At 62.7% G+C, this 26910-nt stretch carries 23 protein-coding genes; 8 read left to right on the top strand and 15 right to left on the bottom strand.

Going from position 1 to position 26910, the window contains the following annotated elements; all coding sequences use genetic code 11:
• Both ABH939_RS26370 and ABH939_RS26365 read right to left on the bottom strand, forming a co-directional pair.
• A complete protein-coding gene (locus ABH939_RS26370; protein WP_404650381.1) occupies positions 1 to 1215 on the bottom strand; it encodes a CaiB/BaiF CoA transferase family protein in 1215 nt (404 codons plus the stop codon).
• Positions 1216 to 1251: 36 nt separating this feature from the next.
• Complete coding sequence (locus tag ABH939_RS26365) at positions 1252 to 3018, bottom strand: multicopper oxidase family protein (protein ID WP_404650380.1); 1767 nt, start codon at positions 3016 to 3018, stop codon at positions 1252 to 1254.
• A gap of 272 nt (positions 3019 to 3290) precedes the next feature.
• Here ABH939_RS26365 and ABH939_RS26360 point away from each other — a divergent pair, with 272 nt between their 5' ends.
• A complete protein-coding gene (locus ABH939_RS26360; RefSeq protein WP_404650379.1) occupies positions 3291 to 4607 on the top strand; it encodes a DUF222 domain-containing protein in 1317 nt (438 codons plus the stop codon).
• An 88-nt stretch (positions 4608 to 4695) separates the two neighbouring features.
• Here ABH939_RS26360 and ABH939_RS26355 read toward each other — a convergent pair whose 3' ends face one another.
• Positions 4696 to 5628: an oxygenase MpaB family protein gene (locus ABH939_RS26355; protein WP_081557256.1), complete on the bottom strand. Its 933-nt coding sequence runs from the start codon at positions 5626 to 5628 to the stop codon at positions 4696 to 4698.
• A gap of 1 nt (position 5629) precedes the next feature.
• Positions 5630 to 7411, bottom strand: a complete 1782-nt coding sequence (locus ABH939_RS26350; RefSeq protein WP_404650378.1) for an acyl-CoA dehydrogenase — start codon at positions 7409 to 7411, stop codon at positions 5630 to 5632.
• A gap of 149 nt (positions 7412 to 7560) precedes the next feature.
• On the opposite strand from ABH939_RS26350, the gene ABH939_RS26345 reads away from it, so the two are divergent.
• Positions 7561 to 8211: a TetR/AcrR family transcriptional regulator gene (locus ABH939_RS26345; RefSeq protein ID WP_256520283.1), complete on the top strand. Its 651-nt coding sequence runs from the start codon at positions 7561 to 7563 to the stop codon at positions 8209 to 8211.
• Between the two features lie 43 nt (positions 8212 to 8254).
• A complete protein-coding gene (locus tag ABH939_RS26340; protein ID WP_003943507.1) occupies positions 8255 to 8596 on the top strand; it encodes an Imm51 family immunity protein in 342 nt (113 codons plus the stop codon).
• 62 nt (positions 8597 to 8658) lie between these two features.
• Here ABH939_RS26340 and ABH939_RS26335 read toward each other — a convergent pair whose 3' ends face one another.
• From ABH939_RS26335 to ABH939_RS26320, 4 genes are read right to left on the bottom strand one after another with little or no spacing between them, the layout of a single operon-like run.
• On the bottom strand, positions 8659 to 9693 hold the full coding sequence (locus ABH939_RS26335) for an aspartate-semialdehyde dehydrogenase (RefSeq protein ID WP_042447794.1): 1035 nt from the start codon (positions 9691 to 9693) through the stop codon (positions 8659 to 8661).
• Between the two features lie 6 nt (positions 9694 to 9699).
• Positions 9700 to 10965: an aspartate kinase gene (locus tag ABH939_RS26330; protein ID WP_003943494.1), complete on the bottom strand. Its 1266-nt coding sequence runs from the start codon at positions 10963 to 10965 to the stop codon at positions 9700 to 9702.
• A gap of 49 nt (positions 10966 to 11014) precedes the next feature.
• Positions 11015 to 11968 carry a hypothetical protein gene (locus tag ABH939_RS26325; RefSeq protein WP_007731502.1) on the bottom strand — a complete coding sequence of 318 codons (954 nt, stop codon included), beginning with the start codon at positions 11966 to 11968 and terminating at the stop codon, positions 11015 to 11017.
• Positions 11968 to 12333, bottom strand: a complete 366-nt coding sequence (locus ABH939_RS26320; RefSeq protein WP_042922809.1) for a hypothetical protein — start codon at positions 12331 to 12333, stop codon at positions 11968 to 11970. Before ABH939_RS26320 ends, ABH939_RS26325 begins: the two co-directional genes overlap by 1 nt.
• A gap of 270 nt (positions 12334 to 12603) precedes the next feature.
• Here ABH939_RS26320 and leuA point away from each other — a divergent pair, with 270 nt between their 5' ends.
• Both leuA and ABH939_RS26310 read left to right on the top strand, forming a co-directional pair.
• Entirely contained in the window at positions 12604 to 14412 is a 1809-nt protein-coding gene (gene leuA / locus ABH939_RS26315) for a 2-isopropylmalate synthase (RefSeq protein ID WP_003943488.1), read from the top strand.
• Between the two features lie 240 nt (positions 14413 to 14652).
• Positions 14653 to 15030, top strand: coding sequence for an SHOCT domain-containing protein (locus ABH939_RS26310; protein ID WP_003943489.1), 378 nt, complete (start codon positions 14653 to 14655; stop codon positions 15028 to 15030).
• A 162-nt stretch (positions 15031 to 15192) separates the two neighbouring features.
• Here the strand turns inward: ABH939_RS26310 and ABH939_RS26305 are convergent, their stop codons facing one another.
• Complete coding sequence (locus ABH939_RS26305) at positions 15193 to 16086, bottom strand: LysR family transcriptional regulator (RefSeq protein WP_003943476.1); 894 nt, start codon at positions 16084 to 16086, stop codon at positions 15193 to 15195.
• 89 nt (positions 16087 to 16175) lie between these two features.
• Between ABH939_RS26305 and ABH939_RS26300 the strand changes: the two genes are divergently transcribed.
• From ABH939_RS26300 to ABH939_RS26290, 3 genes are read left to right on the top strand one after another with little or no spacing between them, the layout of a single operon-like run.
• On the top strand, positions 16176 to 17117 hold the full coding sequence (locus tag ABH939_RS26300) for an EamA family transporter (protein WP_003943484.1): 942 nt from the start codon (positions 16176 to 16178) through the stop codon (positions 17115 to 17117).
• A 25-nt stretch (positions 17118 to 17142) separates the two neighbouring features.
• Positions 17143 to 18396 (top strand): MurT ligase domain-containing protein, encoded by a 1254-nt coding sequence (locus tag ABH939_RS26295; protein ID WP_003943457.1) that lies wholly within the window; start codon positions 17143 to 17145, stop codon positions 18394 to 18396.
• Entirely contained in the window at positions 18389 to 19102 is a 714-nt protein-coding gene (locus ABH939_RS26290; RefSeq protein ID WP_007731510.1) for a type 1 glutamine amidotransferase, read from the top strand. The genes ABH939_RS26295 and ABH939_RS26290 overlap by 8 nt, the downstream gene beginning before the upstream one ends.
• 6 nt (positions 19103 to 19108) lie before the next feature.
• Here the strand turns inward: ABH939_RS26290 and ABH939_RS26285 are convergent, their stop codons facing one another.
• From ABH939_RS26285 to ABH939_RS26260, 6 genes are all read right to left on the bottom strand, one after another.
• Complete coding sequence (locus ABH939_RS26285) at positions 19109 to 20272, bottom strand: low temperature requirement protein A (protein ID WP_047271595.1); 1164 nt, start codon at positions 20270 to 20272, stop codon at positions 19109 to 19111.
• 66 nt (positions 20273 to 20338) lie between these two features.
• Positions 20339 to 21466 carry an acyl-CoA dehydrogenase family protein gene (locus ABH939_RS26280; RefSeq protein WP_058227094.1) on the bottom strand — a complete coding sequence of 376 codons (1128 nt, stop codon included), beginning with the start codon at positions 21464 to 21466 and terminating at the stop codon, positions 20339 to 20341.
• A 1-nt stretch (position 21467) separates the two neighbouring features.
• Positions 21468 to 22673: an acyl-CoA dehydrogenase family protein gene (locus ABH939_RS26275; RefSeq protein WP_058038230.1), complete on the bottom strand. Its 1206-nt coding sequence runs from the start codon at positions 22671 to 22673 to the stop codon at positions 21468 to 21470.
• 17 nt (positions 22674 to 22690) lie between these two features.
• A complete protein-coding gene (locus ABH939_RS26270; RefSeq protein WP_404650376.1) occupies positions 22691 to 24901 on the bottom strand; it encodes an acyl-CoA dehydrogenase in 2211 nt (736 codons plus the stop codon).
• Positions 24902 to 24928: 27 nt separating this feature from the next.
• Positions 24929 to 26059: a steroid 3-ketoacyl-CoA thiolase gene (locus ABH939_RS26265; protein WP_050656971.1), complete on the bottom strand. Its 1131-nt coding sequence runs from the start codon at positions 26057 to 26059 to the stop codon at positions 24929 to 24931.
• Positions 26056 to 26910 (bottom strand): SDR family NAD(P)-dependent oxidoreductase, encoded by an 855-nt coding sequence (locus ABH939_RS26260; protein ID WP_311094256.1) that lies wholly within the window; start codon positions 26908 to 26910, stop codon positions 26056 to 26058. The genes ABH939_RS26265 and ABH939_RS26260 overlap by 4 nt, the downstream gene beginning before the upstream one ends.

Here is a 26910-nt window from a genome sequence, read left to right as displayed (position 1 = left end):
TCAGATCACGCCCTTCATCTTCAGTTCTGCCTGCTCGTCGTCCGAGAGTCCGAGGAGCCCGCCCCACACCGAGGAGTTGTCGTGACCCGGCGCCGACGCTCCCGCGTTGCGCACGGATCCGGGTGTCTCACTGAAGGTAGGCACGATGCCCAAGCCGAGGACGTTTTCACCGATCCGCTCGTCGTAGTGGTCGACGAGCATCCCCCGCTCGATCAGCTGCGGATCCTTGACGACATCTTCAACCGTATTGATCGGCCCGGCAACAACTCCCACTTCGGTGAGGCGTTCCACCAGGCTGGTGGGATCTTGGAGCGCGACCCAGGCGCTGATCAGTTCGTCGAGCTCGTCCTGATGTTTGCCACGGGCAACATGATTGGAGAAGCGGTCGTCATGCGCTAGTTCCGGTCGCCCCATGATGGTGCACAGACGCACGAAGAGCGTATCCTGATTGGCTGCGATCACCACCCAGTTTCCTTCAGAGGTCTGATAGATGTTGGACGGCGCAATACCCTCCAATCTCGTTCCCGAGGGCTGCCGGATGATCCCGCCCCGATCGTAATCCGGGATCGTGGATTCCTGCACCGCCAGACAGGATTCCGTGAGGGCAACGTCGACCACCTGACCATGGCCGGTCCGCTCTCGTGAGAGCAACGCCGCCAGCACTCCCTGAACGGCGAACATCCCGCCAAGAGAATCTCCGAGCGAAAGGGCAATACGCGGAGGCGCCTGCCCTGGATAACCGTTCAGATGCCGAAATCCGCTGACCGCTTCGGCAACCGAGGCGTAGCCGGCGCTCTTGGCTTGCGGTCCGCTCTGCCCGTAACCGGATACCCTGGCCAACACCAACTTCGGATTGCGCGCACTGAGAACGTCGAATCCCAGGCCCCACTTCTCGAGGGTGCCCGGCCGGAAGTTCTCGACCACCACATCGGCATGTTCGATCAGATTCAGAAACAGGTCTCGTCCCGCGTCGACGCGAAGGTCCAACGTCACACACCGCTTGTTGCGGGCGTGAACCGTCCAGAAGAATCGATGACCGTCCTGCTCGGCCTGACCCCAGGTACGAAGCGGGTCCGGGCGGTCCGGCGATTCGATCTTGATCACGTCGGCGCCCATGTCGCCGAGCAGTTTCCCGGCGAAGGGCCCGGCGATCAAGGTTCCGAGTTCAATCACCCGATATCCGTCCAGGGGCCCGGTGGGCGCACCTTCCGACACAGCTGCCTCCTCTGGGAACTTTTCTCCCCTTGAAGGCTACGTCACCACCCGATATCGCAACATCATGTCGTGGTCTTCGTGATCGAGCATGTGGCAGTGCCAGACGTACCCCTGCAAGTCCCCCATGCCGACTTCTCCGTGTGCCGAGTGGTCTGCCATGGAACCTCTCGCGAAAGTTGCATCCGGATCGAAGCCCAACTCGTCGGCCGTCGGAAAGCGCACGATCACGCGGGTAATCGAGTTGGCATCCACGATGACAGTGTCTTTCTCCCCCGTTTCCCAAACTTCGGGAGGCCGCAGCGGGGAGGTCACGAATTCCTCTGCCGACGGCGTCCACCGGACCCCCAGATCAGGTACCGGGTACCGCTGCATGAGCGCTGCAGTGTCGATGTTCTGGCGCCCCACAACGCGGAACGCCACCAGGTGCAGATGAATCGGATGTGGTTCCGTGGTGATGTTGATCAGATTCCATTGCTCGACGGCTCCCTGACGTGGCAGTTCGATATCCGAATCGGTGAACCTCAAATTGTTGAGCGACATAGTGATCGACGGGTAATCCGAGGGACGCGACAGCTGCATGATCGTGAGATTTCGCACCACATCCGGGGACGCCGGTTCGGCAGCAACGGAATTCAGCTGCTGCGGGATCGAGCCGGTGAGTCCCTTTGCGCTGCCCACGTCGAACCGACAGAAGACCGGCATCACCTGTGTGCCGCGTTGCGCCACCGCAAGGGGTACCGGTTCGTCGTTGCGCAATTCCACCGTCGTGCCCGGCTCGAGCATGCTGAAGTCGACCAGCAGATCAGCGCGTTCACCCGGACTCAGCCGGACGTGATCCGTCGGCGCAGGAGCGGCCAAAAAACCACCTTCGGAACCGATCACCCAGAACCGCATACGATTTGCGAAGTGCAGATTCCACACCGAATAGGTTGCGGCATTGAGCAGTCGCAATCGGTACAGCCCGCGAGCCACCTCCACTTTCGGCCACACGACGCCGTTCACCACGCCAACGTCACCGGGGGTCGCCGGATCCCAAGAACCCTGCGGAGTGAGCCACGTGGAACGGACACTCTGCTGACCGTCGGAGGTGAAGACCTTGTCCTGCAGAATCATCGGAAGCTCGAACTCACCGGACGGCAAGCCGAGAGAATTCCCGGCGGCGCCCGTGTCAACGTCGTCACGGAGAAAATACATCCCGACCAGCCCGGCGTAGACGTTGAGGCGCGTCATTCCCATGGCGTGATCGTGGTACCAGAGATTGCCGGCGGCACGACCATTCGTGTATTCGTGGACCAAACCTTCGCCCGGACGCTGGATCAACTCCGGATGCCCGTCGAACTGCGGTGCAGTAACTCCTCCGTGCAGGTGAAGCGAGGTGGGGACCTGTGTGCGGTCGAGGTCGCTGACGCCGTGCAGACCCGGATCGACATCCGCGGCAAGCGGATACGCAGAAATGTCATTGGCATATCGGACTGTGACGAGCTGATCGACGTGAGCTTCGATGGTGGGGCCCAGATAATCCATTCCGCCGTAACCCAGCGACGGCGACGACGGTAGGTCCGGATGGAATCGGTGCATCGACGATGCCGCACGAAGCTCCAGGTTGCCACCCGAAATGCCCGGCAGGACAGGAAGGGTCTCCCGAAACGGTTCCAGACGGGGCGACGGAAGTTGGAACGGGCGCAATGGATCGACATCAGGTGGTCGAGCCGTCGCTGATCCAGCGGACAACGCGCTGAGACCGGCCAGCAGGCCAAGCCCTTGAACAAACGATCGGCGACGGATCTTGTGTGACTCGTCCACTCACGGCCCCCTCACGCTGACGGCATCCGGAGCGGGTTACCCGCGTGCTCGCACGGTCAAACACCGACCACCTTCTCCAACCAAAGCTCGAAAATCGGCGACCTTACCCCACCGCACCGGTCGCCGTACTCGACGACCTCCTCCGTCCCGACGAAACACGTTTGCGGACAACGGATGCACTCTTGCAGCTTTGCGAGAAGCCGAAGATTCGAAAACGCTCTTGACTCGAACGCATGTTCGAGTATGATTTGGGGAGGGGATCGGGGGATTCAATGAGTGTCTTGTTGTCGGATGTGGTGTCTGGTTCTGCGGTGGGGTTGCGCGGACGGTTGTGGCAGTTGACTGCTTCGGAGTTACGCGCTGCTGCTGTCGAGGCGAGTGCGGAGATTCTGCGCCTCGAGGCGGTTCGAGTGGCAGTGGTGGACGAGTTGTCGTTGCGCCCGGATGATCAGGTGATCGCCAGCCGCGGGGTCGGTGCGTGGTTGGCGGCGAATACGATGCTGCAGGTTCGGGACGGGAAGAAGATCGCCGCGTTGGGTGCTGCTTTGCGGCCGTTTCCGGCGGTGGCTGCTCGGTTCGATGGCGGGGATTGCTCGTTCGAGCATGCCGTGTTGATCGTGGCGTTCTGTGAATCACCACCGAAGGGGATGCCGGAGGAGGCGCTCCCTCGCTGTATCGATTTGTTGTTGGCTGCTGCGTCGGGTGTGGAGGCGACGACGACGAAGGTGCGGAACGTGATCGCGACCTTGGAGCGGTTGTTCGAATCGGATGAGATCCCGCCCGCCGAGGATGTCGATCTCAACGAGTTGCGGATCGCCTCGACATTGAACGGTCGGGTGGTGGTGCGTGGGGATTTCGACGCTCTCACCGGTGAGATGTTGCTGTCGGCGTTGTCGAGTCTGACGATGCCGACCCCAGCACCGGACGGGACGCCGGATGCCCGGTCGGCGGCGAAACGCACCGCGGACGGGTTCACCGAACTGATCCGCCGGTATCTGGACTGCGCGAAAACCGGTACCGATGGTGGTCAGCGTCCGCATGTGAACGTGCACATCAATGCTCGTGATTTGGCTGAGCATCGGGATTGCGCCGCGTCGCCTTCTGATGTGGACGACGAAGGCTCACCCGATCTGGACTTGTCGGATCTTGATGTCGGGCACATGCCCTGGCTCGGGCCACTGTCGGTGTCGCAGACCCGACTTCTCGGGTGTGATTGTTTCCTGTCGACCGTTCTGCTCGACGATCACGGCGCGCCCTTGGATGCGCAACCAGGGAAGAGGTTGGTCACCGCCGAACAACGCGTCGCCCTCATCGCCCGAGACAAAGGCTGCGCCTTCCCGGGCTGCACATGCGTGCCCGCGTGGACTGATGCGCACCATATCCGGCACTGGGCCAACGGTGGCCCGACGGTGATGAACAACCTGGTCCTGCTGTGCCGTTCACACCACCGACTGATGCACCGAAAATCAGGGTTCGTCGGGAAATGGGAAATCCGAATAGGAGTCGACAACAAACCCTGGTTCATCCCGCCGCCCTCGATCGACCCCGGGCAGCAACCGCGCCCAGCGAACACCACATTCCAAACCTGAGAACGAACCTCAGGCACAACAGAACACGGCCGAGCACCGCATCGAAGGGATCCCCCCGATGCGGTGCCAACAGGCCGTGGCGAACCCGTCAGACGGCCTGCGCAACCTTGGCGGCTCGCGGGAATCGCTCCCGAATCTCCGCTGGCGTGACAACTCTCGGGTCCAGGGGTTGCTCGTCACGCAGGTGGCGCTCCAACACCTTGCCCGTCATCGGCGCAATGACTTTCAGAGCAGTGGTCATGTTCTTCGGTGAACTACCCAACCGGACTGCCGTTCGCACCGCGGGCGCAATTGCTCTGTCCAACAACGCTGGCTGATCGAACCCACCCATCGTTCGCATCCAGCCGGGCAAAGTCGCGATAGTGGCCGGCGCGACCAATCGGCTGAATGTCGCGAACTTCGTCTTCCCCTGCGCTCTCGGTGTTCTCAACAAGTAGTGCATCGCCCGGTTGGCACGCTCGGAGGTACACAATCTGGGCCTGACTTCAGCGAAGTACTCACGTACCTCGTCTCGGGAGCGTGGAACGTCGGAGGTCTTGCATGTCTGTAGTTCGGCAGCGATCACGCATTCTTCCCAGTACCGCTGCTCTTCGACAGCTGAAAGCGGGCCCGGCCCATACATCTCGTAGCACTTGAGCACCGAATGCCAACCCGTCACGTGGATCCAGAGTTGTGACGCCGGATTGTTTGCGCTGTAACGAGTTCCGGTGATCGGTTCAACGCCCGTAGCCTGAGCATGAACTGTCATGAGGTGGTCGGACAGCGCCAGTGCTGTCCGCCCGTCGGCAGTGGCGACGGTCAGGAAGTACGCCAAGGTTCGGTCGAGTCGCCCGGCCGGATCGCTGTAAATCCCGCTCATGTCTGCCACTGCGGCAGCCAAGAAGGGGTCGAAGTGCTCGAGCACCACCGACCGCTGGAACCCGATCAGCGCTGTCGGCGCGGCCCAGATCTTCCAACTGGGTGATCCTGGGCCGAAGAAGCCGTAATCCTCACGCGGTCGATTCATCGTCAGTTCAGACATTTCATTCCTCCCCGTTCGTTGAGCCGGCACCGTTCATTTCGTAGGCACCAGACAAGGCGACTACTTGCTGCCAGACGTACTCGAATCGCTCCGCCGCGAACGTGGGGCGCCGAATAGATGCCAGTGCCAACCGTTGCTGATCTTCACTGGCGCTGGGTTTTCCGTACAACTCCACCGCTGCAGCACTGAAGTCGCGGACCAGGACATCGAAGATCTGATCCAGCACCCCACCGCTCCGCTGCCCCTCGTCCAATCCCAAGATCTCGGCTTGTTCGAGGATCAACTGGCCGTAGACGACGAGGGTGAAGAGTTCGGTGATCGCAAGGCCGAAGTCCAAGTCGACCTGCTGCGCCGCATCCGGTGCAGCTTCGGCCAAAAGGGTCACGAGCGCTTCTGCCTGCTCCATGAACAGTGCAACGTTGGGAACATCCGCGAACTTCGCGTACACCGCTCGCCAGTCGTCGAATCGAACCTTCGACAACCCCCGTGCCGGGCCCTGACGGAACAGGAACTCGTCGTCGGCTGCATCGTTGCGCGTCGGAATCGCCGGAAATGACTCGGGGGCAAAGAGGTACGCCGGCATGAACTTGGCGATCAGGGCGAGATTGACGGCGACGGTCCCCTCGAGCTTGGGCAGCCCGTCGACATCCATCTTGGCCACCGCGAGGTAGCTGTCCTTCTCGAAGCCCTTTGCCGCAGCGATGTCGGAGAGCAGTCCGATCACCTTCTGTGCCTCGGTTGTCACCTTCATCTTGGTGACGGGATTGAACAAGAGGTAGCGGCGGTCCTCGGGCGATGCGGTGCGGAAGTAGTCCACCGCACGATCCGAGAAGAGCCTCATCGCCAGCAGGCGCGCGTACGCGTCGACGAATTCACGTCGTACGTGTGGGAACGCCGTGACGGGATTGCCGAACAGGATTCGATTGTGCGCGTGGGTAATCGTCTCGTACAAGGCATGAGTCGACATACCGATTCCGCCGAAGCACAGGTTGAACTTTCCGATGTTCACGGTGTTGAGTGCGGCACTGAATGCTGCCTCGCCGGTATGCAGGATATCCTCTGCCGCAACGGGATAGTCGACGAGTGAGAACTCCGCTACGTACATCTGGGCCGGAACGATGTTCTTCACCACGGTGAATGCCGGATGGTCCGAGTCGGCGTAAAAGAAGACGTACTGATCAGTGCCCTCCACTCCGTCGACACGGCCGAAGACAGAGACCGTGTTGGCGCAGTTGCCATTTCCGATGTAGTACTTCGAACCGCTGGCCAGGTACCCGCCGCTGCCGTTGGGCGTCAAGACTATGTCCGTGGAGTAGACGTCCGCGCCATGCTCTTTCTCGGACAGTCCGAATGCCGCAACGCCTCCGGAAGCCAAAGCGGAAGCTGCTCGCGCCCTTGCCGTCTCGTTGTCGCTCTGCCACACCGGCCCGAGACCGAGGATGGTCACCTGCCACGGGTACCAGTAGTTGAGTCCGTAGAAGCCGAGGATCTCGGACAGCGCGGCGATACGACTGGTATCCCAGCGCTTGTCAGAGTCGCCACCACTGTCGCGGGCGGGCGTCAGAAATGTGGCGAACAGACCTTCCTTCGCCGCGAAATCGAGGAAATCGGAGTAGAAGATCTTGTCGTGATAGTCGGCCAGGAGTCGGTTCTTTCCACGCGCCTCGAACCAGTCGACGGTCGCGCCCAGCAGTCTCCGCGTGGTCGCGTCGAACTCCGGCCGATCGTACGTGGAGGGATGGAGCAACAGATCATTCGGCACTAAAGAGGTCGACGCTGTCATAGCGGTTGTTCTCCTCGAGATCTCGGCAGAGGCGCCTCACTGAGCACCATTCGAATACAACGCCACCGTAACAATTGCAGACGATGAATACAACGGTTGCGTATTATTCACGAAGAAGTGGCAGGCAGATTAGGGTGAGAGCGGAGGTGATGCACACGATGACCAGGTCACAAGCTGACGCAACGGATTCACCGCGGCGCAAGTACGCCCCTCGCATGGCGCCCGAGCAACGTCGCGAGCAGCTCCTCGACGCAGCATTCGAGGTCACCGGCCGCGTTGGCCTGCACAACCTCAGCATGGAATCCGTCGCTGCCGAAGCCGGTGTCGGCAAGCCCGTCCTCTACACGATTTTCGATACCAGGACCGATCTCGTCGCTGCACTGCTGCGCCGTGAGCACGAGCGAGCCATCGCTCAGGTACTCGAAACCATGCCGACAGATCTGAGCGAACTCGGCCCAGCGGCGTCGTACACCGGGACCGTCGGCGCCTTCGTCGACGCCGTACTGGAGAACCCGACGCGCTGGCGCCTGATTCTGACGTCTGTCGAGAACGCCCCCAGCGAGTATCACGGCTTGTTGAAGCTCTCTCGCGGAGCTGTCTTCGCCCGCGCCGAAGAACTGGCCCGCGCCGGGATTGCCCTCGAGTCGAAGCTCGAAGGCCTTGATCCGGTTCTCCTCGCACACACCATGATGTCGTTCGCCGAAATGCTCGGACGACTGGCCGTCAGTGATCCCGAAACCTATACCCGAGAACGACTTTCCAGTTTTGCCGTGGCTCTCGCACAATCGGTCGGGCGTTAGCGGCCGACTGAAACCTGTCGGTCGGATCTGCTTCAATACACGCATGACATCACCATCGATCGAACCGCTACAGCTTTTCGAAACGTCTCCGGGCAACTGGTCACTGATGCTCACCGACCAGCATTTCGGCAAGGTGGCATCGATATTCGAGCAGGTAGAGGGTTTCGAAGGCTCCGGTTACGACTGGGCGTCGGTCGCCCACGCAGTGGTAGGCCGCGATGCACCGCATCTGGAGGGCCGCTTCGGCACCGATCCCGAAGCGGGCATGTTTGTTGCGTACGGCAGCGACAACGGAGCTCTCGGTGAGCTCGGAGCGCTACTCGCCAAAGCGTATTCGGATGCCGAGTACCTCGGTGGCCTGGTCGCCATTTCCGAACTCGACTAGAGCGCCTGTCGAAACGACACCGGCCCCACACCTAGGTGCGGGGCCGGTACCGAACGAAAGATCTAGCCGACCAACAGCTCGGCAATCTGAATCGTGTTGAGCGCGGCACCCTTACGCAGGTTGTCGCCCGAAACGAAGAGCGCGAGTCCGCGTCCCTCCGGGACACCCGGATCCTGACGGATACGACCGACCAGCGACGCGTTGCCACCGGCAGCGGCCAGCGGCGTCGGAACCTCGACCAGCTCGACGCCCGGAGCGTCGGCGAGGATCTCCTTGGCGCGAGCAACCGAGAGCGGGTTGGCGAACTCTGCGTTGATCGCGAGCGAGTGCCCGGTCACGACGGGAACGCGCACGCACGTACCCGAAACCAACAGATCGGGAAGTCCGAGGATCTTGCGGCTCTCGTTGCGGAGCTTCTGATCCTCGTCGGTCTCGCCGCTTCCGTCGTCGACCAGCGAACCTGCGAGAGGCAGGACGTTGAACGCGATGGGGGCGACGTAGTTGTTCGGGGCCGGGAAGTCGACGGCACTGCCGTCGTGAACCAGCTTCTCCGCGTCTCCGACTACGGCGCGCACCTGGCCGAGGAGTTCCTCGACGCCGGCGATGCCGCTACCGGACACGGCCTGGTAGCTGGAGACGATCAGACGCTGCAGACCGGCTTCGTCGTGCAGAACCTTCAGCACCGGCATCGCTGCCATGGTGGTGCAGTTGGGGTTCGCAATAATGCCCTTGACCAGGTTCTTCGTGTCCTGCGGGTTGACCTCGCTGACCACGAGGGGAACCTCGGGATCCTTGCGCCATGCCGAAGAGTTGTCGACAACGGTCGCGCCGGCAGCAGCGAAGCGAGGAGCCTGGGCGCGCGAGAGCGTCGCACCGGCTGAGAACAGGGCGATGTCGATGCCCTTCAGGTCCTCATCCGATGTGGCGGCCGCATCCTCGACGATGATCTCTTCGCCGCGGAAGGGCAGCTTCTTACCGGCGGAGCGTGCAGATGCGAAGAACCGCACCTTGTCCGCGGGGAAGTTCCGCTCTTCGAGCAAAGTGCGCATGACGATGCCGACCTGACCGGTCGCACCGACAACAGCGATAGTCGTCATGAGAAATTACCGTCCCGTTCCAGCGTGTACTACTGCTTCTTCTTCGCCACCGAGCCCGAAAGCGTCGTGGATGACACGTACAGCGTCGTCCAATTCGGTGTCCTTGACCAGCACTGAGATGCGGATCTCAGAGGTCGAGATGAGGTCGATGTTGATGTCTGCCTTGGCCAGCGCCTCGCAGAACGTGGCGGTGACGCCCGGGTGGCTCCGCATTCCGGCGCCGACCAGGGAAACCTTGCCGATGTGGTCGTCGAACAAGATCTGCGTGAAGCCGATGTCTTCCTGACGCTTGGTCAGGATCTCGACGGCGCGGGGGCCGTCGGCCGTCGGAAGCGTGAAGGTGATGTCCGTCTTGTTTGTCTCCACCTTGGAGATGTTCTGCAGCACCATGTCGATGTTGATCTCGGCATCGGAGACTGCGCGGAACACCTTGGCAGCGTGTCCCGGTGTGTCCGGCAATCCGACAACGGTGATCTTGGCTTCGCCGCGATCGTGCGCGACTCCGGTGATCAGGGCCTCTTCCACAGGAATGTCCTCCATCGATCCGGACACGATTGTTCCGGGCTTGGTGGTGTATGACGAACGGACGTGCACAGGCACGTTGTAACGACGGGCGTACTCGACGCACCGGAGCATGAGCACCTTGGCACCACACGCTGCGAGTTCGAGCATTTCCTCGAAGGAAACCGTCTCGAGGCGGTGAGCGTCGGGGACGATGCGCGGATCGGCGGAGAAAACGCCGTCGACGTCGGTGTAGATCTCGCAGACGTCGGCGTTGAGTGCAGCTGCCAACGCCACGGCAGTGGTGTCCGAGCCACCGCGTCCGAGCGTCGTGATGTCCTTGCTGTCCTGGCTGACGCCTTGGAATCCGGCGACCAGAACGATCGAGCCTTCGTCCAGCGCAGTGCGAACACGGCCCGGCGTGACGTCGATGATCTTGGCGTTTCCGTGGCTGCCGGTCGTGATGACTCCGGCTTGTGAGCCCGAGAACGAACGAGCTTCGGCGCCGAGGGAGTGAATTGCCATCGCTACCAAGGAGTTGGAGATGCGCTCACCCGAGGTCAGCAGCATGTCCATTTCACGGGCCGGCGGGGAAGGGCACACCTGCTGAGCCAGATCGAGCAGCTCATCGGTGGTATCGCCCATCGCTGACACCACGACGACGACATCATTGCCGGCCTTCTTGGTCTCGACGATCCGTTCAGCGACTCGTCGGATGCGCTCGGCGGTTGCCACCGAGGATCCGCCGTACTTCTGGACGACGAGAGCCACGCGTTTCTACCTCCAGGTCGAAATTGTTTACAGATACCAGAGGTCGAGCTTACCGAGGTGGTCCTGGGACTTCCCGATGCGTACTGCTGTTCGCCTCAGATCCGCGCGGGATCAGTTGCGAGATCCGCGATCGCATCAACGTCGCAGAACGCGAGCCACCGGCAACGTAACCGACCACCGTGACGGCAACTCCGCAGGCGAGAAGCACGCGGATACTGCTGACCAGCGAAACTGCCAGCGCGTCGTACACCGCGACTGCCGCCTCAGATGACGGTATGTCTGAATTCTGTAAATAGACCCGCCGCACGACGGCCAGCGCCACCAACAGGGCGATCATCGCCACCGCCGTCGCCAGCCCGACCAGGGACAGTGCGCGCATTCTCCTCGGCGCAACTGCGACGGCCGCGATCGCACAGGCCAGCGACACCCACGGCAGCCAGGCCGCTGCCCGGTCGAGAGTGTTCGAGAGGTCCTGGGCCCGCACCAGCTCGTCGGATTGCAGGATCTCGAACTGCGGATCGAACGTCGGAAGACGATCGACGACGGTGAATCCGCGATCGCGGAGGTTCGTCCGCAGTTCTGTCATGATCGGCTCGAGGGACAAGGTGACTGTTCCGCTGTCGTCGGACCGAACGATGCCGTCGGTGGCTCTGCCGGTCACCATCGCAGCAAGTTGCGCGTGCGCCTGACGGTTGGCCGCGGTCCAGAGCGTCGCGAACTGGTCGCTGGAGACCAACGACTGAGCCGCCTCCCGAACAAGTTTCTCGGCTTGTCTCGTCACCACCTGCGGAAACCGGTCCAACCGCTGCGTCAGTTCCTCGGTCAGCCGATCAACGACAGCCGCTTGGACAGCAGGTTCGGAAGCCAACGGGGCAACCGTCTCGACGTAACTGTCGGTGTCGTTCACCTGGGTGTGGACGAACAGCGCGAGCACCGAGCCGGCAGCACCGAGACCAGCGAGAACGATCAGCAGTGAACAGACGATCCAGCGGATCGAGCGCATCACGTGTGCTTGGCGCGCGCCGGTCGAATCTTCGCGGTGATGTGGTGAATGCGGTGATCGTCAGCGGGTATCCGGAAGGTCTCGGTAACCCGAACGGTCATCAGGTTCCGCCCGAACAACCCGGCGTCGAGGAGGTAGTCAGCCGTCAGGTCGTCCCCGTCGACCGTCCACTCCACCTCACGAATGTCGCGGATCACGCGATACTGAGGACCTCCGGAAAGGCTGCGCCGCAAATGATTCCCCGAAAATCCGGTCTTGAGCCCGACCTCGTGGCGTACCGCGTCCGGAGCCAGCGGTACGGAACTGCCATCGTGACTGCGGAGCGCGTCGAGGTACGTCCTCGCCACGGCGATTCGGGGATCCATGGACGACAGTCCACCATTTTCGGGGCCGAAACGGCAGCACAATTCGGCGACAAATTGGACATGAGGGCGAACCCCACCGATTTCTCGCGAAATCCAGGAGTAGAGTGCTGTGCATGCAGCGCGCACTCCTTCTTGGTTGCCGCGACGGGGTCTGATCCAGACTGGCCTCCCGCCGCGGGGTTTTTGTGCGCCGGTCGACCAAGCCTTCCGGACTCATGGTCTTGACCAACAGGTCAACAGGCCGGGTCCACAATCCTGGAGATCACACCCATGTCCCCCGCTGACGCATTCACCACCGGCACTCGCACCATCACCCCGCCCACGAAGCCGGCACCGTCCGACCAGCCTGCGTGGAACACGCAGAAGAACTCGTCGATGCCGACGTTCCGCTACCGCCCGTTCGCCGAAGAGGTCGAGACGGTCACGCTGCCCGACCGCACCTGGCCGGACAAGATCATCGACCGAGCACCCCAGTGGTGTGCCGTTGACCTGCGCGACGGCAACCAGGCGCTGATCGATCCGATGAGCCCGGCGCGCAAGCGTCGTATGTTCGATCTCCTGGTTCGTATGGGCTACAAGGAGATCGAGGTCGGCTTCCCGTCCGCGAGCCAGACGGACTTCGATTTCGTTCGCGAGATCATCGAGGACGGCGCCATCCCGTCCGACGTCACCATCCAGGTGCTGACGCAGTCGCGTCCCGAGCTGATCAAGCGCACGTTCGAGGCCTGTGAAGGTGCCGAGAACGCGATCGTGCACTTCTACAACTCCACCTCGATTCTGCAGCGCCGCGTCGTGTTCCGCGCCGACAAGGACACGATCAAGAAGATCGCCACCGACGCCGCCGAACTGGTCCTCGCCGAGTCGAAGAAGTACCCGGACACGAACTGGCGCTGGGAATACTCGCCCGAGTCCTACACCGGCACCGAGCTCGAGTACGCCAAGGAAGTATGTGACGCCGTCACCGAAACCCTGGGTGCGACGCCGGCCAACCCGGTCATCCTGAACCTGCCCGCCACCGTCGAGATGGCTACACCCAACGTGTATGCCGACTCCATCGAGTGGATGCACCGCAACCTGGCCCGCCGCGATTCGGTCATCCTGTCGCTGCACCCCCACAACGACCGCGGCACGGGTGTCGCTGCAGCCGAGCTGGGCTACCAGGCCGGCGCGGACCGCATCGAAGGCTGCCTGTTCGGCAACGGTGAGCGCACCGGCAACGTCTGCCTGGTCACTCTCGCTCTGAACATGTTCACGCGCGGCGTCGACCCGCAGATCGATTTCTCGAACATCGACGAGATCCGTCGCACGGTCGAGTACTGCAACCAGCTGCCCGTCCACGAGCGTCATCCGTACGGCGGCGACCTGGTCTACACCGCGTTCTCCGGCAGCCACCAGGACGCGATCAACAAGGGCCTCGACGCCATGAAGGTCGACGCCGACAGCCAGAACTCCGACGTCGACGACATTCTCTGGCAGGTCCCCTACCTGCCGATCGACCCGAAGGACGTCGGCCGCAGCTACGAGGCCGTCATCCGTGTGAACTCGCAGTCCGGCAAGGGCGGCGTCGCATACATCATGAAGGCCGATCACGGTCTGGTGCTGCCGCGTCGTCTGCAGGTCGAGTTCTCGCAGTCGGTCCAGAAGATCACCGACGGCGAGGGCGGCGAGGTCTCGCCGAAGGAAATGTGGGACGTCTTCCACGAGGAGTACCTCGCTCCCATCACCCCGCTCGAGCGCATGAAGCAGAAGGTCACCGCGTCCGAGGAGGACGGCGGCACCGATGCGATCACCGCAATCGTCAAGGTGAACGGCAAGGAGCAGGAGATCTCGGGAACCGGCAACGGCCCGCTCGCTGCCTTCGTCGACGCGCTGGGAAGCATCAACTTCGACGTTCGTGTCCTCGACTACTCCGAGCACGCGATGTCCGCCGGTGACGACGCCCAGGCCGCGGCCTACGTCGAGTGCGCCGTGACGGGCCCGGAGGGTCAGAGCACCGTCGTCTGGGGTGTGGGTATCGCCACGTCGATCACGACGGCCTCGCTGCGCGCTGTGGTCTCGGCAGTGAACCGCGCCAGCTGACACTCAGCTCCTGACTCGTGAACAATCCCTGGTCTCACCCGATTTTCGGGTGGGGCCAGGGTCGTTTTCAGAGCACTGAAGATTTTCGGTCGATGTTTTCGATTCGGCATGACATTGGTCCCGAAAGAGTCGGTTAGCGAAGTTAACAAAAAGAATTCACCCATCGAGGATGATGCAGACGCCACGTGCGCGTGAGATAGTCAGCTCAGACAAATCCGACTTGTGAAATGGAGCTCGACAATGGATTCCTTTTGGGACTTCCTCTGGCTGATCATCATCAGCTTCGCGTTCATCGCGTACTTGATCCTGCTCTTCTCGATCATCACCGACCTGTTCCGCGATCACAAGACCTCCGGCTGGGTGAAGGCAATCTGGATCGTCTTCCTGTTCTTCATTCCGCTGCTCACCTCGCTCGTCTACCTGATCGTTCGCAGTGACGGAATGGCACAGCGGTCCCTCGAGGCTGCGCAGCAGGTCAAGAACGCACAGGACAGCTACATCCGTGAGGTTGCCGGAAAGTCCCCGGCCGAATCCATCGCAGATGCAAAGGCACTTCTCGACGCCGGCACCATCAGTGAAGAAGAATTCGCAGCACTGAAGGCCAAGGCTCTCGCCTGATACCGGCCCTCACTAAGCGACCCTCACTAAACCGTGAGGATTGCACTACCGAAACGGGAGCGACACTAATCGTGTCGCTCCCGTTTTGTGTTCATTCACCAACAGCTGCTCATTCACCGACAGCCGTTCATTCACCAACGGCCCTTCATTCACCGACAGCCTTCATTCACCGACAGCACGCGCGACGTCACGAAAGGCGTCGAGCACGACTCCGATAGCCGGACTGCGGTTGGCGTGTAACCGAGTTGCCAATTCATAAACTCGTGCAGCGCGCACTCCCGCCACCGGTTTCCTCGAAACTCCGGGATGCGTGATCGCGTATCGCGGCATCAAAGCCACGCCGTGGCCCGCCGCCACCAGTTCTTCGATGACGCGGAAATCGTTTATCCGATGAGCGACGCGAGGCTGGACGCCGGTTACCGACGCAACCGACAGCAGAACGTCGTCGACCGGAAACCCGCCGCGCACGCTTATCCAGTTCTCGTCGGCCAATTGTTCCAGCCGGACCGAATCCTGCTCGGCGAGTGGATGATCAGGCCGCAGCACCAGATCGATCGGTTCACGCATCAGCGGTTGCACGCTTACCCGGGGAAACGACGTCTCGGCTCCGCGTTCGTCACGGTGAGTGAGGATCACATCGTGATCGGCCAACAGCCCAGGGACGGCGGACGCCGGTTTGTCGACGTCGTAGGCGTCGATGTCCACGTCCGAGTTCTTCAGCGCCGTCAGGACACCGGGCAGCAGGAGCGCCGCGCCGGAGGGAAAGAACGCGACTCGCACCTTTCCCCGCGGCGAGCCTCGGTACGACGCCATCTCGTCCGCCGCCCGGTCTAGCGCCGCCACCACGTCGTCGGCGCGAAGCACCAGCGCTCGACCCGCGTCGGTGAGGCGCAGCGTGCGCCCGTCCGGTTCGAGGAGCGAGACCCCCGCTTCTCGTCCGAGGATCTTGAGTTGTTGCGAGACGGCGGACGGCGTCATCGAGAGGGCGAGAGCAGTAGCGCCGACGGTTCCTCGGTCGGCGAGCTCGCGGAGGATTCGCAAGCGCGTGGCATCCATACGGTGACGAATATCCATGTAGCAAAACTACATGGATAGTGCATCTATATTCGCTTGTTCTGATGCTTCGTAAGGCTCACGATTAACGCATGACTCCCCGCGACCGTCTCCTCGGCCTGACCGTGATCGTCTTGTGGGGTCTGAACTTCCTGGCCATTCGCGTCGGCCTGGATCATTTCCCGCCGTTCTTCTTCGCAGCGCTGCGGTTTCTGATCATCGCGATTCCGGTGGTCATCTTCGTGCCGCGTCCACAGGTGCCGCTCCGCTGGCTGCTGCTCTACGGATTCGGTTTCGGATTCGGCCAGTTCGTCTTCCTCTTCTGGGCGATGCATTCGGGGATGCCGACGGGCCTTGCATCACTTGTCCTGCAGTCGTCAGCACCGTTCACCGTCCTACTCGGCGCTTTCCTGCTCCGCGAGAAGCTCAGCGTCTGGCAAGTCTCCGGTATCGCCGTCGCCGTTGGCGGGATGTCCTTGATCGGCTGGGACCGCTCGCACCACGCGGCACTGCTGCCCGTCGTCCTCACACTCCTCGGCGGCCTGTCCTGGGCGTTCGGCAATCTCGGCAGCCGCTTGGCTGCGGCAAACACCGTCGGCGAGCCTGCACCGATGCGCTTGATGTTGTGGATGTGTGTCATCCCGCCGTTACCGATGCTCGCACTGTCAGCCGTGGTCGAAGGCCCCACAGTCGGCTGGCACGCACTCGGCACCGCATTCAGCGCCGACGCCTGGCCGTCGCTGGTCGGACTGGCCTACATCATTCTGCTCGGCACCATCGCCGGATCCGGGCTCTGGACGATGCTCATGGGCCGCTATCCCGCCGGCATGGTGGCGCCGCTCTCCTTGCTGGTGCCAGTCGTGGGAATCGGCGCGTCCTGGCTGTTCCTGCACGAGGATCCGAGCCCGTTGTCACTGGTCGGGGCGGTCATCGTGATCGCCGGAGCGAGCGCCGCACAGATGAGGCGTAAGCCCGCGAACACTGTTTTCTCGGACACACCTGCAGCCTCACCACCGGCGCGACTCGGCGTCTGACGACGCCCTGTGCCAAACTCGGGCCGTGGGAACTGGACTATCGATCACAGCGCGCGGAAAGCTCGCCATGCGAGCTGCCGCAGCAGCATCTTGGGCATCGCAGAAGGCCGGTCGCGGCAAGGGTTCGATGATCGGCGGGCTGATCGCCCTCAAGATCGACCCGACGCTCATGACTCAGCTCGGACGCGGCAAGCGCACCGTCGTGGTCACCGGCACCAACGGCAAGTCGACGACCACGCGTATGACCGCCGCAGCGCTCGCGACACTCGGTGACGTCGCCACGCAGGCCGACGGCGCCAACATGGATGCCGGGATCGTGGCCGCCCTGGCCGCGCGTACCGATGCGACGCTGGCGGCACTCGAGGTCGACGAACTGCACGTCCCCCACGTAGCCGACGCCGTGAACCCGGAAGTGATCGTGCTGCTCAACCTCAGCCGCGATCAACTCGACCGGGTCGGCGAGATCAACATGATCGAACGGAAACTGCGCGCGTGCGTCAACGCGCATCCGAATGCGGTGATCGTCGCCAACTGCGACGACGTACTGGTCACCTCCGTGGCATACGACGCCACCAACGTCGTGTGGGTTGCTGCCGGCGGCGGTTGGGCCGGCGATTCCGTCAGCTGCCCGCGCACCGGCGAACCCATCGTGTGGGAGGGAAAGCACTGGCGCAGTACCGGTTCCGACTTCGCGCGGCCCGAGCCGACCTGGTGGCTCGACGACGACAATCTCTACGGCCCCGACGGCCTGAAGATTCCGATGACGTTGACCCTCCCAGGAAAAGCCAACCGCGGCAACGCAGCTCAGGCCGTAGCGGCTGCAGCGGCTTTGGGTGCAGATCCGGTCGGGGCAGTTGCCGCCGCATCGACGGTTCAAGAAGTCGCGGGTCGATACAGCACCGTCGAGGTCGGACCGCACTCCGTTCACATGCTGCTCGCGAAGAATCCCGCCGGCTGGCAGGAAGCGCTGTCGATGATCGATCCCACGGTGGACGGTCTGGTCATCGCGGTGAACGGTCAGGTGCCGGACGGCGAGGACCTCTCCTGGCTGTGGGACGTGAAGTTCGAGCACTTCGAAGGTGTCAAGGTAGTGGCCGCCGGTGAACGCGGAACAGATCTGGCAGTTCGCCTCACGTACGCGGGCGTCGAGCACACTCTCGACCCGGACCCGTTGCGCGCCATCGCTTCCTGCCCTCCCGGACGTGTGGAGGTACTGGCGAACTACACAGCCTTCCGTGACCTCAACACTGCCATCGCGAAGGAGTCTCGCAATGTCTGACTCGACAGTTCGCATCGGTCTGGTACTCCCCGACGTCATGGGCACCTACGGCGACGGCGGCAATGCCCTGATCCTGCGTCAGCGTCTGCGGATGCGCGGCTACGACGCCGAAATCGTGGACATCACCCTCAGCGATCCGGTCCCCGATTCGCTCGACGTGTACACGTTGGGTGGCGCCGAGGATTCCGCTCAGCGCCTCGCAACGCGTCACCTCGCGAAATACCCTGGTCTGCAACGCGCCGCAGAGCGTGGCGCACCGGTTCTGGCGATCTGCGCTGCCATTCAGGTGCTCGGCAACTGGTACGAAACCTCCAGCGGCGAACGCGTCGACGGTGTCTCGATGCTCGACGTCACAACCTCGCCGCAGGAGAAGCGTTCCATCGGCGAAGTCATCACGAAGCCGCTGATCGACGGACTCACCGCGCCCCTCTCAGGTTTCGAGAATCACCGCGGCGGAACAACTCTGGGTAGCTCAGCCTCTGGATTCGCACGTGTCACCCATGGTGTCGGAAACGGCGTCGGCGACGGATTCGAAGGCGTCGTGCAGGGTTCGGTGATCGGGACGTACATGCACGGACCCGCTTTGGCTCGCAACCCCGAACTCGCGGACCTCCTGCTCATGCGCGCCTTGGGTGTGAACGAGCTTGAACCCCTGCATCTGCCCGAGGTCGACAAGCTCCGCAAGGAGCGACTCGCGATTCGCTGACCCGGTTCAGACGGTTTCGGATTTGCCCTCGGTCAGAATCAGTTCCACGGCCAACAGCGCGGCGCAGGCCAGTCCCGCGACCAGTTCGGGCACCGCGGTGTAGGTACCACCGAGCACGACGACTATCGCGACCGAGAACGGCACGAGGGTGCGTACCGAGGAGTCGTGTAGTCGAATGTGGATGAACCACAAGGCGGCAAGGATGACCGCGACCGGAACGGTGACGGCAGCACCCGTCACCAACGCGCTGCCGTCACCGTGATGAGTCCAGAAGTCGACGCGCGAGGCCAACCCCGCACCGATGGCGGCAGCGGCGGCGAAGATGAAGTAGTGACCGAACCCCCAGACGAAGGGTGAGACGTTGTCACCGCCGATCACTTCGCCTGCATTGCGTTGGAAGTACAACCACCACAGGCTGAAGACAATCAGAATGCCGCCGATCACGACGTAGGTGACCTGCGCTGCCGGATGCTCACCGTCCACGGCGTCCTGAATCGCGATGGTGGTCGAAAGGATCGTCTCGCCCAGAACGATGATGAAGAACAACGAGTACCGCTCCGCGATGTGATGCGGGTGCCACGGCGTCATGCCCGGCTTCTCCGACCAGATCGGTACCGCGAATTCGCACAGAACCAACACCAGGAACGTCGGGACGTAAACGGCGGACGGCACGAAGTAGAAACCGATCCAACCGATCTGGACCAACACGATTCCGAGAGCGTATCGACGCGCCGTGAGCGCATGCTCGGGGTCGTTCCGCGAGACCCTGAGCCATTGGATGACCAGGGCTATTCGCATGATGACGTAGCCGACGATGATCAGCAGGGCGTCGTCGTTGAAGAAGCGGACGATGCCGGCTGCAAGGACCAGCGATCCGAGGATCTGGAATATGGTCAGCAGCCGGGCGATTCCGTCGTCGTTGTCGTACGCCGAGGTGAACCACGTGAAATTCAGCCACGTCCACCAGATCGCGAAGAAAGCCATCGCGAAGTGCCCGACGCCCGAAGCCGCATGCCCTTCGCTGATCGCGTGGTGCAGACCGGTGGCCGCTTGAGCGACCGCCACGACGAAGCAGAGGTCGGTGAGCAGTTCGAGCGGCGTCGCCACCCGGTGCGGCTCGTGCGGGTCCCGCGGAACCAACGGCCTGATGAACGAACTAGTGCGATTCACGAAGGGCAGAGTAGCGCGATGATTGCCGACGCGCTGCCCGTGACTGGAACCTGTCGTCTCAGATATTCACGCCGACGCCCCGATCTGGGCTCGGATCTCCAACTGATCGGCGAGTTCGGCGCCTATCGCCCCCGCGCTCCCCAAAGTGAAGGCGATCTGCCGTCCCCACAGGAAATAGCGGTGAATCGGATAGTCGACATCCGCGCCGATTCCGCCGTGCATGTGCTGGGTCGCGTGCACCACGCGCAAACCGCCGCGCGACGCCCACCATTTGGCGACCAGCGCAGCCGCTTCCGCTTCACTCTCGACTCCGCTGTCCATCAGCCAGGCAGCGCGGTGGGTGGTCAATCTTGTGCTCTCGGTGTCGAGGTACGCGTCGGCGGCCCGGACGGCAACTGCCTGGTTGGTCGAGAGTGGACGTCCGAATTGCACTCGCTCGGAGGTGTATTTCGCCGTCATCGCCAGCGCTTCCTCGCAGACGCCGGTAGCCAGGGCCGCCAGAGCGACCCGCGCACGTCGTAACGTCCAGTCTCGAACCACCGCGCCGTCCGCGGGAAGTGCGTCAGCTGCAGTAACCGCAACCCCGTCGAACTGCACAGCGCTGTTGCTCTCGCGGTTCGTCACCGCAAGCGGTGTACGCACCAGCGCGTCCCGGTCCGTCGGCACGATCATCACGGTGACACTGCCGTCCGGCATCGTCACCGGAACCACCAGTGCGGCAGCGAACTCGGCGGCCGGTACGGAGTCGACGTGGCCCGACAGAACCCAGCCGTCAGGAGCCGGCTCGGCGCGAACTGCCGTCTCGGCGTTGTAGCCGGTGTCGAAGGCGCCGGTGACGATCACCGAGCCGTCGAGCAGTCCCGGAAGCCACGACGCTTTCTGCTCCGTACTGCCGAACTCGGCAATCGGCAGCGCCGCCGTCGAAATCACCGACCAGAGCGGCACCTGGGCGACCCGGCGGCCTTGTTGTTCGAGCACCGCTGCCAGGCCTAGCATTCCGAGTCCCGCTCCCCCGACTTCCTCTGGCAGAGGAATTCCCAGAACGTCGGAGTCGGCGAGGAGCTTCCACAGTTCGGCGTCGAAACCGCCGGCGCCCTCCACTTCCCGCAGTCGGTCCACTCCGGACTTCGCCGAGAAGATCGATTCACTCAGATCCCGCACGGCGGACAAGTTGTCGTCGAATTCGAATTCCATGTCAGCTCTTTTCGTTCTGTGCAGCGGGCCGGCGACGCGCAGCAAGCGCCATGCCCAGACATTTTGCGGCGACAATTTCACGCATCACTTCGTTGGTTCCACCGCCGAAGGTGTTGTTCTGTGCGCGTCGACCCAGGTTCTCGACCCGCCCTTCCAGTACCGCTCCGGGTGTGCCGGGGCGCAGTAAGCCCTTGGCGCCCAGCACTTCCTGCAGCATGCCGTACGCACTGACGACGGCTTCGGTACCGAAGATCTTGGCCGCGGCCGAATCCCCGCCGCCCAAGGTGTTGGCGGCGACGTCCGCCACCAGTCGTAGGTTCATCAGGTCGGCAGCACTGAGCAGCGCGTAGACTTCCGCCAATTTCTCACGTACCCAGCCGATGTCGTAGACGTGGCCGTCACCGGCGGGTTCGGTCTTTGCCCATTCGACCACCTCGGCAAAGAGCTCGTTGGCTATACCACCGCGTGCCGCCAGGGCAACACGTTCGTGGTTGAGCTGGTTGGTGATGAGCTTCCACCCTTGATTGAGCTCACCGACGACATTGGTGATCGGCACCCGAACATCTTCGTAATAGGTTGCCGAAGTGCTGATTCCGCCCACGGTGTGAATTTCGGTGACCGAGAACCCCGGCGAATTGGTCGGCACCAGGACCACGGAAATGCCCTGATGCGTAGGCGCGTCGGGATCGGTGCGAACGGCAAGCCAGACCCAGTCGGCAAACACACCGGCGCTGGTGAAGATCTTGTTGCCGTTGATGACAAGCTCGTCACCCTCGATGCGGGCGCGTGTTTCGAGGGCCGCGAGATCGGTGCCCGCATTGGGTTCGGTGTAGCCGATGGCAAAGATCAACTCGCCCGCCAGGATCGGACGCAGGAAGAAGTCCTTCTGAGCTTGCGTCCCGTGCTTGATCAGAGCGGGTCCGACGGTGTTCAGCGTGACCAGCGACAGCGGCGCATTGGCGCGAATCACCTCGTCGTAGAACACGTACAGAGCTTCGGGGTTCTCGCCCCGACCGCCGAATTCCTCCGGCCACCCCAAGCCCAGCCAACCGTCTTTACCCATTCGGCGCAGAATGCGATCGAAGACGGGGCCGCCTTCGGTCTGATCCACGAGAGCACGGCGGTCTTCGTCGTTGATGATCTCCGCGAAGTACGCCCGCAATTCCTTGCGCAGAGTCTTCGACTCCTCCGACAAATCCAAGTACATGGTGAAACTCCTAAGATCTACGAACGCGGCAGGCCGAGTACGCGCTGCGCGATGACGTTGAGTTGAATTTCGACGGTTCCGCCGCCGAACAGAATCGAGGGAAGTCCGATGTGGTCTATCGCGTAATTCGCCGACGGGTCGACAACGGCGGCACGAGGTCCGAGCAGTCGCAACAGATCCCGCGAGCCCTCACGCTGCGCCAGGGCGTTGTACACCTTCGACACGCTGATCTCGGAGCCCGGTTCCTGACCCGCCAGTCGCGCCGACACCCCGCGTAGATTCATCGCGGACAGTGCCAACTCACGAGAGATACTGCGGCCGAGGCCCTCCACTGCGTCTTCGCGAGGGCAGTCGTGGCTCGCGTCGGCAATAACCTGACGGAACAGCCGACTCGAACCGTGGTGCAGCGTGCTGCCCATACTCAGGCGTTCGTTGGACAGCGTTGTCGCAGCAAGCTTCCACCCTTGCCCCGGCTCCGCCACCAGGCAGTCGTCCGGGACGAAGACGTCGTCGAGGAATACCTCGTTGAACTCCGACTTACCGGTGGCTTGTTTCAGCGGACGTACGTCGATACCTTTCGAGGTCATGTCGACCAGGAAGTACGACAGCCCACGATGTTTCGGAGCGTCGGCGTCGGAACGCGCCAGGCATACTCCCCAATCGGCCTCGTGCGCGCCCGAGTTCCACACTTTCTGACCCGACAGGACCCAGCCACCGTCGACCTTGCGCGCTTTCGTGCTCAGACCGGCCAGGTCTGATCCCGCGCCCGGCTCACTGAACAGCTGGCACCAGATGATGTCGGCGCGCAGCGAAGGCTCGACGAACCTGTCCTGCTGCTCGGCGTTGCCGTGTTCGAGAATCGTGGGCAGCACCCATTCCCCGATCACCGTGGACGGTTGAGCCCAACCTCGCATCGCGAATTCGTGTGCGATGACGGCCTGTTCTCTCGGTCCTGCTCCCAGCCCGTACGGCGCCCGATAGTGCGGGGCAACCAGTTTGGCGTCGGCAAATCGGGCGCGTCGAGCGCTCCCCTTGGCCGGCGCCCAACTGGCGCTGGTGGTTCCGTCGTCGGGCAGCAGCGCAACCTCGTCCAGAACCCTGCGAACCTGCTCTCGTAGTTCAGGCAGCATGTCCGGGTCGACAAAGGAGAAATCCCGTTCCGAATCGGCAGACCGGTCTCCCAACGTGTGTGCCCACTTCACCTCGGAACCCGCCACCGCAGCGATACTGATTGCCCGGCGCCAGTACAGATGCGCGTCATGCTCCCAAGTGAATCCGATTCCGCCGAGCAACGTGACACATTCGAGGGCGTTCTCGATGCCGACGGGCAAAGCGGCCAACGCAGCTTGAGCCGAGACAAGTCTGTGCTGATCCTCGTCGTGCTCTTCGGACCGAGCGGCGTCCCACGCTGCGGCACAGGCAATCTCGGAGCGGACCAGCATCATGCCCGCCTTGTGCTGAACTGCCTGGAAGCTTCCGACCGGACGGCCGAACTGCTGCCGGGACTTCACGTAGTCGACCGCGGTGCGTAGCGCCCACCCGGCGATACCGCTCGCCTCCGCAGCCAACACCGTGTTGACGATCAGTTCGACTCGGTGCGCCTGGAGACCCTCGACGATCAGCCCAGCGTCGACCTTGTGATCGGTCAACGTCAGCGTCCCGATCGAGCGTGTCAGATCCACTCCGTCTTCGACCTCCACCGCAGCGGAAGACGACTGCTCGAGCCGGAACCACAACTCGCCGTCGTCGCTGTTCGCTTGCACGAGAACGACATCGGCTCCGGGCAGACCTAGAGCCGGGTCGGCAGAACCGCTCACGGTCCACCCTGCATCGCTGCGAGCCGCGCGCAATCCCACGCCGGTGCAGACTGCTCCGGTTGCACCGGCAGCCAATTCGGTCAGCATTGATTCCGCAGCCGGGCCGGCAGCTTTTGCGAGGATCCCACTGGCAATGACCGTCGGAACGTACGGTCCCGGGTAAAGCGCATCACCCAATTGCTCGACTACCACCGCCAGTTCGGCAAGACCTGCCCCGTCACCGCCGTACTGCTCCGGCAGGTGCACTGCGTGCAGTCCCTGACGGACCAATCCATCCCACGAGTCCGGCCGATCACCGGCGGCGTACCGCTTGACGTTGCTGCGCGTATCGGCGATTCCACCGAAGCGGTTCGCGAATGCGGCTACCGCTTCCGCCAGGTCACGGTGATCTTCGAGCAGGGGCAGTGCCATGGCAGGTTCCTCAATCTTCGGTTCTTGTCAGATGCGTTCGAGAATCAGGCAGGTGGTTGCGGCGGACGCGCAGATCGCGATCAGCGCGATGGACTTGTCCCGGCGCTCCAGTTCGTCGATGGCATTGGCCAACAGTCTGATTCCGGTTGCACCGGCCGGGTGGCCCAGTGCGATCGCACCACCGTTGACGTTCAGCAATTCGGGATCGACGCCGTGAACCTGCGCGAACGACATCGGTACCGAAGCAAATGCCTCGTTGACCTCGAACAGGTCGATGTCGTCGATCGTCAGACCGGTGCGTCCGAGCACGATGTTTGCCGCGTCCACGGGGCCGTCGAGCATGAACTCGATGTCTCCGCCGATGACGCACTGCGCCAATATCTTTGCCCGTGGCCGCACGCCGAGCATCCTGGCTCGATCCTCGGACATCAGTAGAGCGGCACTCGCACCGTCCGAGACCTGCGAAGACGTTCCAGCGGTGTGCAATCCGCCCTCTTGAACGGTCCGCAGTTTCGCGAGTCCTTCGAGACTCGATTCGCGCAGACCCTGATCCCGATGGACCGGAGCGTCAGAGCCCGGAGCGACCACATCGATGATGTGCGAGTCGAAGCGTCCTGCCTCCCATGCTGCTGCGGCTCGCTGCTGCGAGCGCAGCCCGAAGGAGTCGAGATCCTCGCGGCTGAAACCGCGCTTGACAGCAATCCGATCGGCCGCGGTGTACTGATCGACGGTATCGAGTGACCACGACTCCGGACGTGGTGTTCCGAGGCCGGTACCCACCTTGTACGTCAACGGAGCGCGGGACATCAGTTCCACACCGCATGCCACACCCACGTCGACTGCACCGATGGCAATCTGCCCGGCAATCAACTGCACCGATTGCTGCGCGGTTCCGCACTGCGCGTCGATCGTGGTGCAGCCCGCTTTCAACGGAAGGCCCGCATGCATCCAGGACGTACGCACGATGTTTCCGAACTGCTCACCGAGAGGCGTCACACAGCCGCCGATGACCTGGTCGACCGCGCCAGGATCCACGCCCACCCGATCCAGCACGCCTTTCTGCGCATAACCCAACAGTTCCGCCGCGTGGACTCCGGACAGCCAACCCTCACGCTTGCCGAACGGCGTTCGTGCTGCGTCCACGATGACGGGCTTCATGCCAACTCCTCGGTTCGTAATGCTGGGTTCTCCGGTAATGCTGCGCCGTCCAGACCACGCACGGTCAGGGACCACTCGTCGATCAGGTCCAAGCTGACGCTCGAGCGCGCGGTGAACTCGGTGTCGCAATCACACAGCGCTGTGACCGCTTCCACCATTTCTTCCATAGATTCGACCTGATCCGGCCGGATAGTCTCACCGACCAGGACTCTGGCGCCCTCACTGAGCACCGCTGCCCGCGGTTGAACCGTGTTGACGCGAACCCCCTGGCCGTAGAGTTCCACGCCCATGCCGTTGCTCATCCTGTTGAGCGCTGCTTTGGAGGCGCCGTACACGGTCATGGCAGTTCCCGGTTCGACCCACGTGAACGGCGGGCCATGCCACGGTTTGACGGTGCCACTGGACACGTTCACGATCCAGCCGTGTCCGTTTGCCACCATCCCCGGCACCACGGCTTGCATCAGATCGAGCGGTGCATGGACATTTGCCTCGAACATCAACCGTCGCCGCCGCAGTGGGTAATCCGAGAGCGGCTGATAGATCGCCGCTGCCGCGTTGTTCACCAGGATGTCGATCGTCCCGCCAAGCTTCTCGATCGCCAGCGGCACAACGGTGTCGCGCTGCTGCTCGTCCGTCAGATCTGCGACAAGTATCTCGACTTTGTTTCCGTACTTGGCAATTCGAGCAGCAGTCTCTTCGAGACTGCCCGGCAGGGTTGCATGCGTGCCGAGCGTCCGGGCCACGAGAGCGACGTCAGCGCCTTCCGCTGCCAGCCTCTCTGCGACGCCTGCACCGATTCCGCGGCTGGAACCGGTGACAAGCGCTCGGCGTCCTTCGAAGCGCCTCGTCAT

Source organism: Rhodococcus sp. 27YEA6, from assembly GCF_044908235.1.
In the GTDB taxonomy this organism is placed as follows: domain Bacteria; phylum Actinomycetota; class Actinomycetes; order Mycobacteriales; family Mycobacteriaceae; genus Rhodococcus_F; species Rhodococcus_F qingshengii.
The sequence above is the reverse complement of the archived record's forward strand: the minus strand, read 5'-3'. Positions and strand labels throughout refer to the sequence as shown.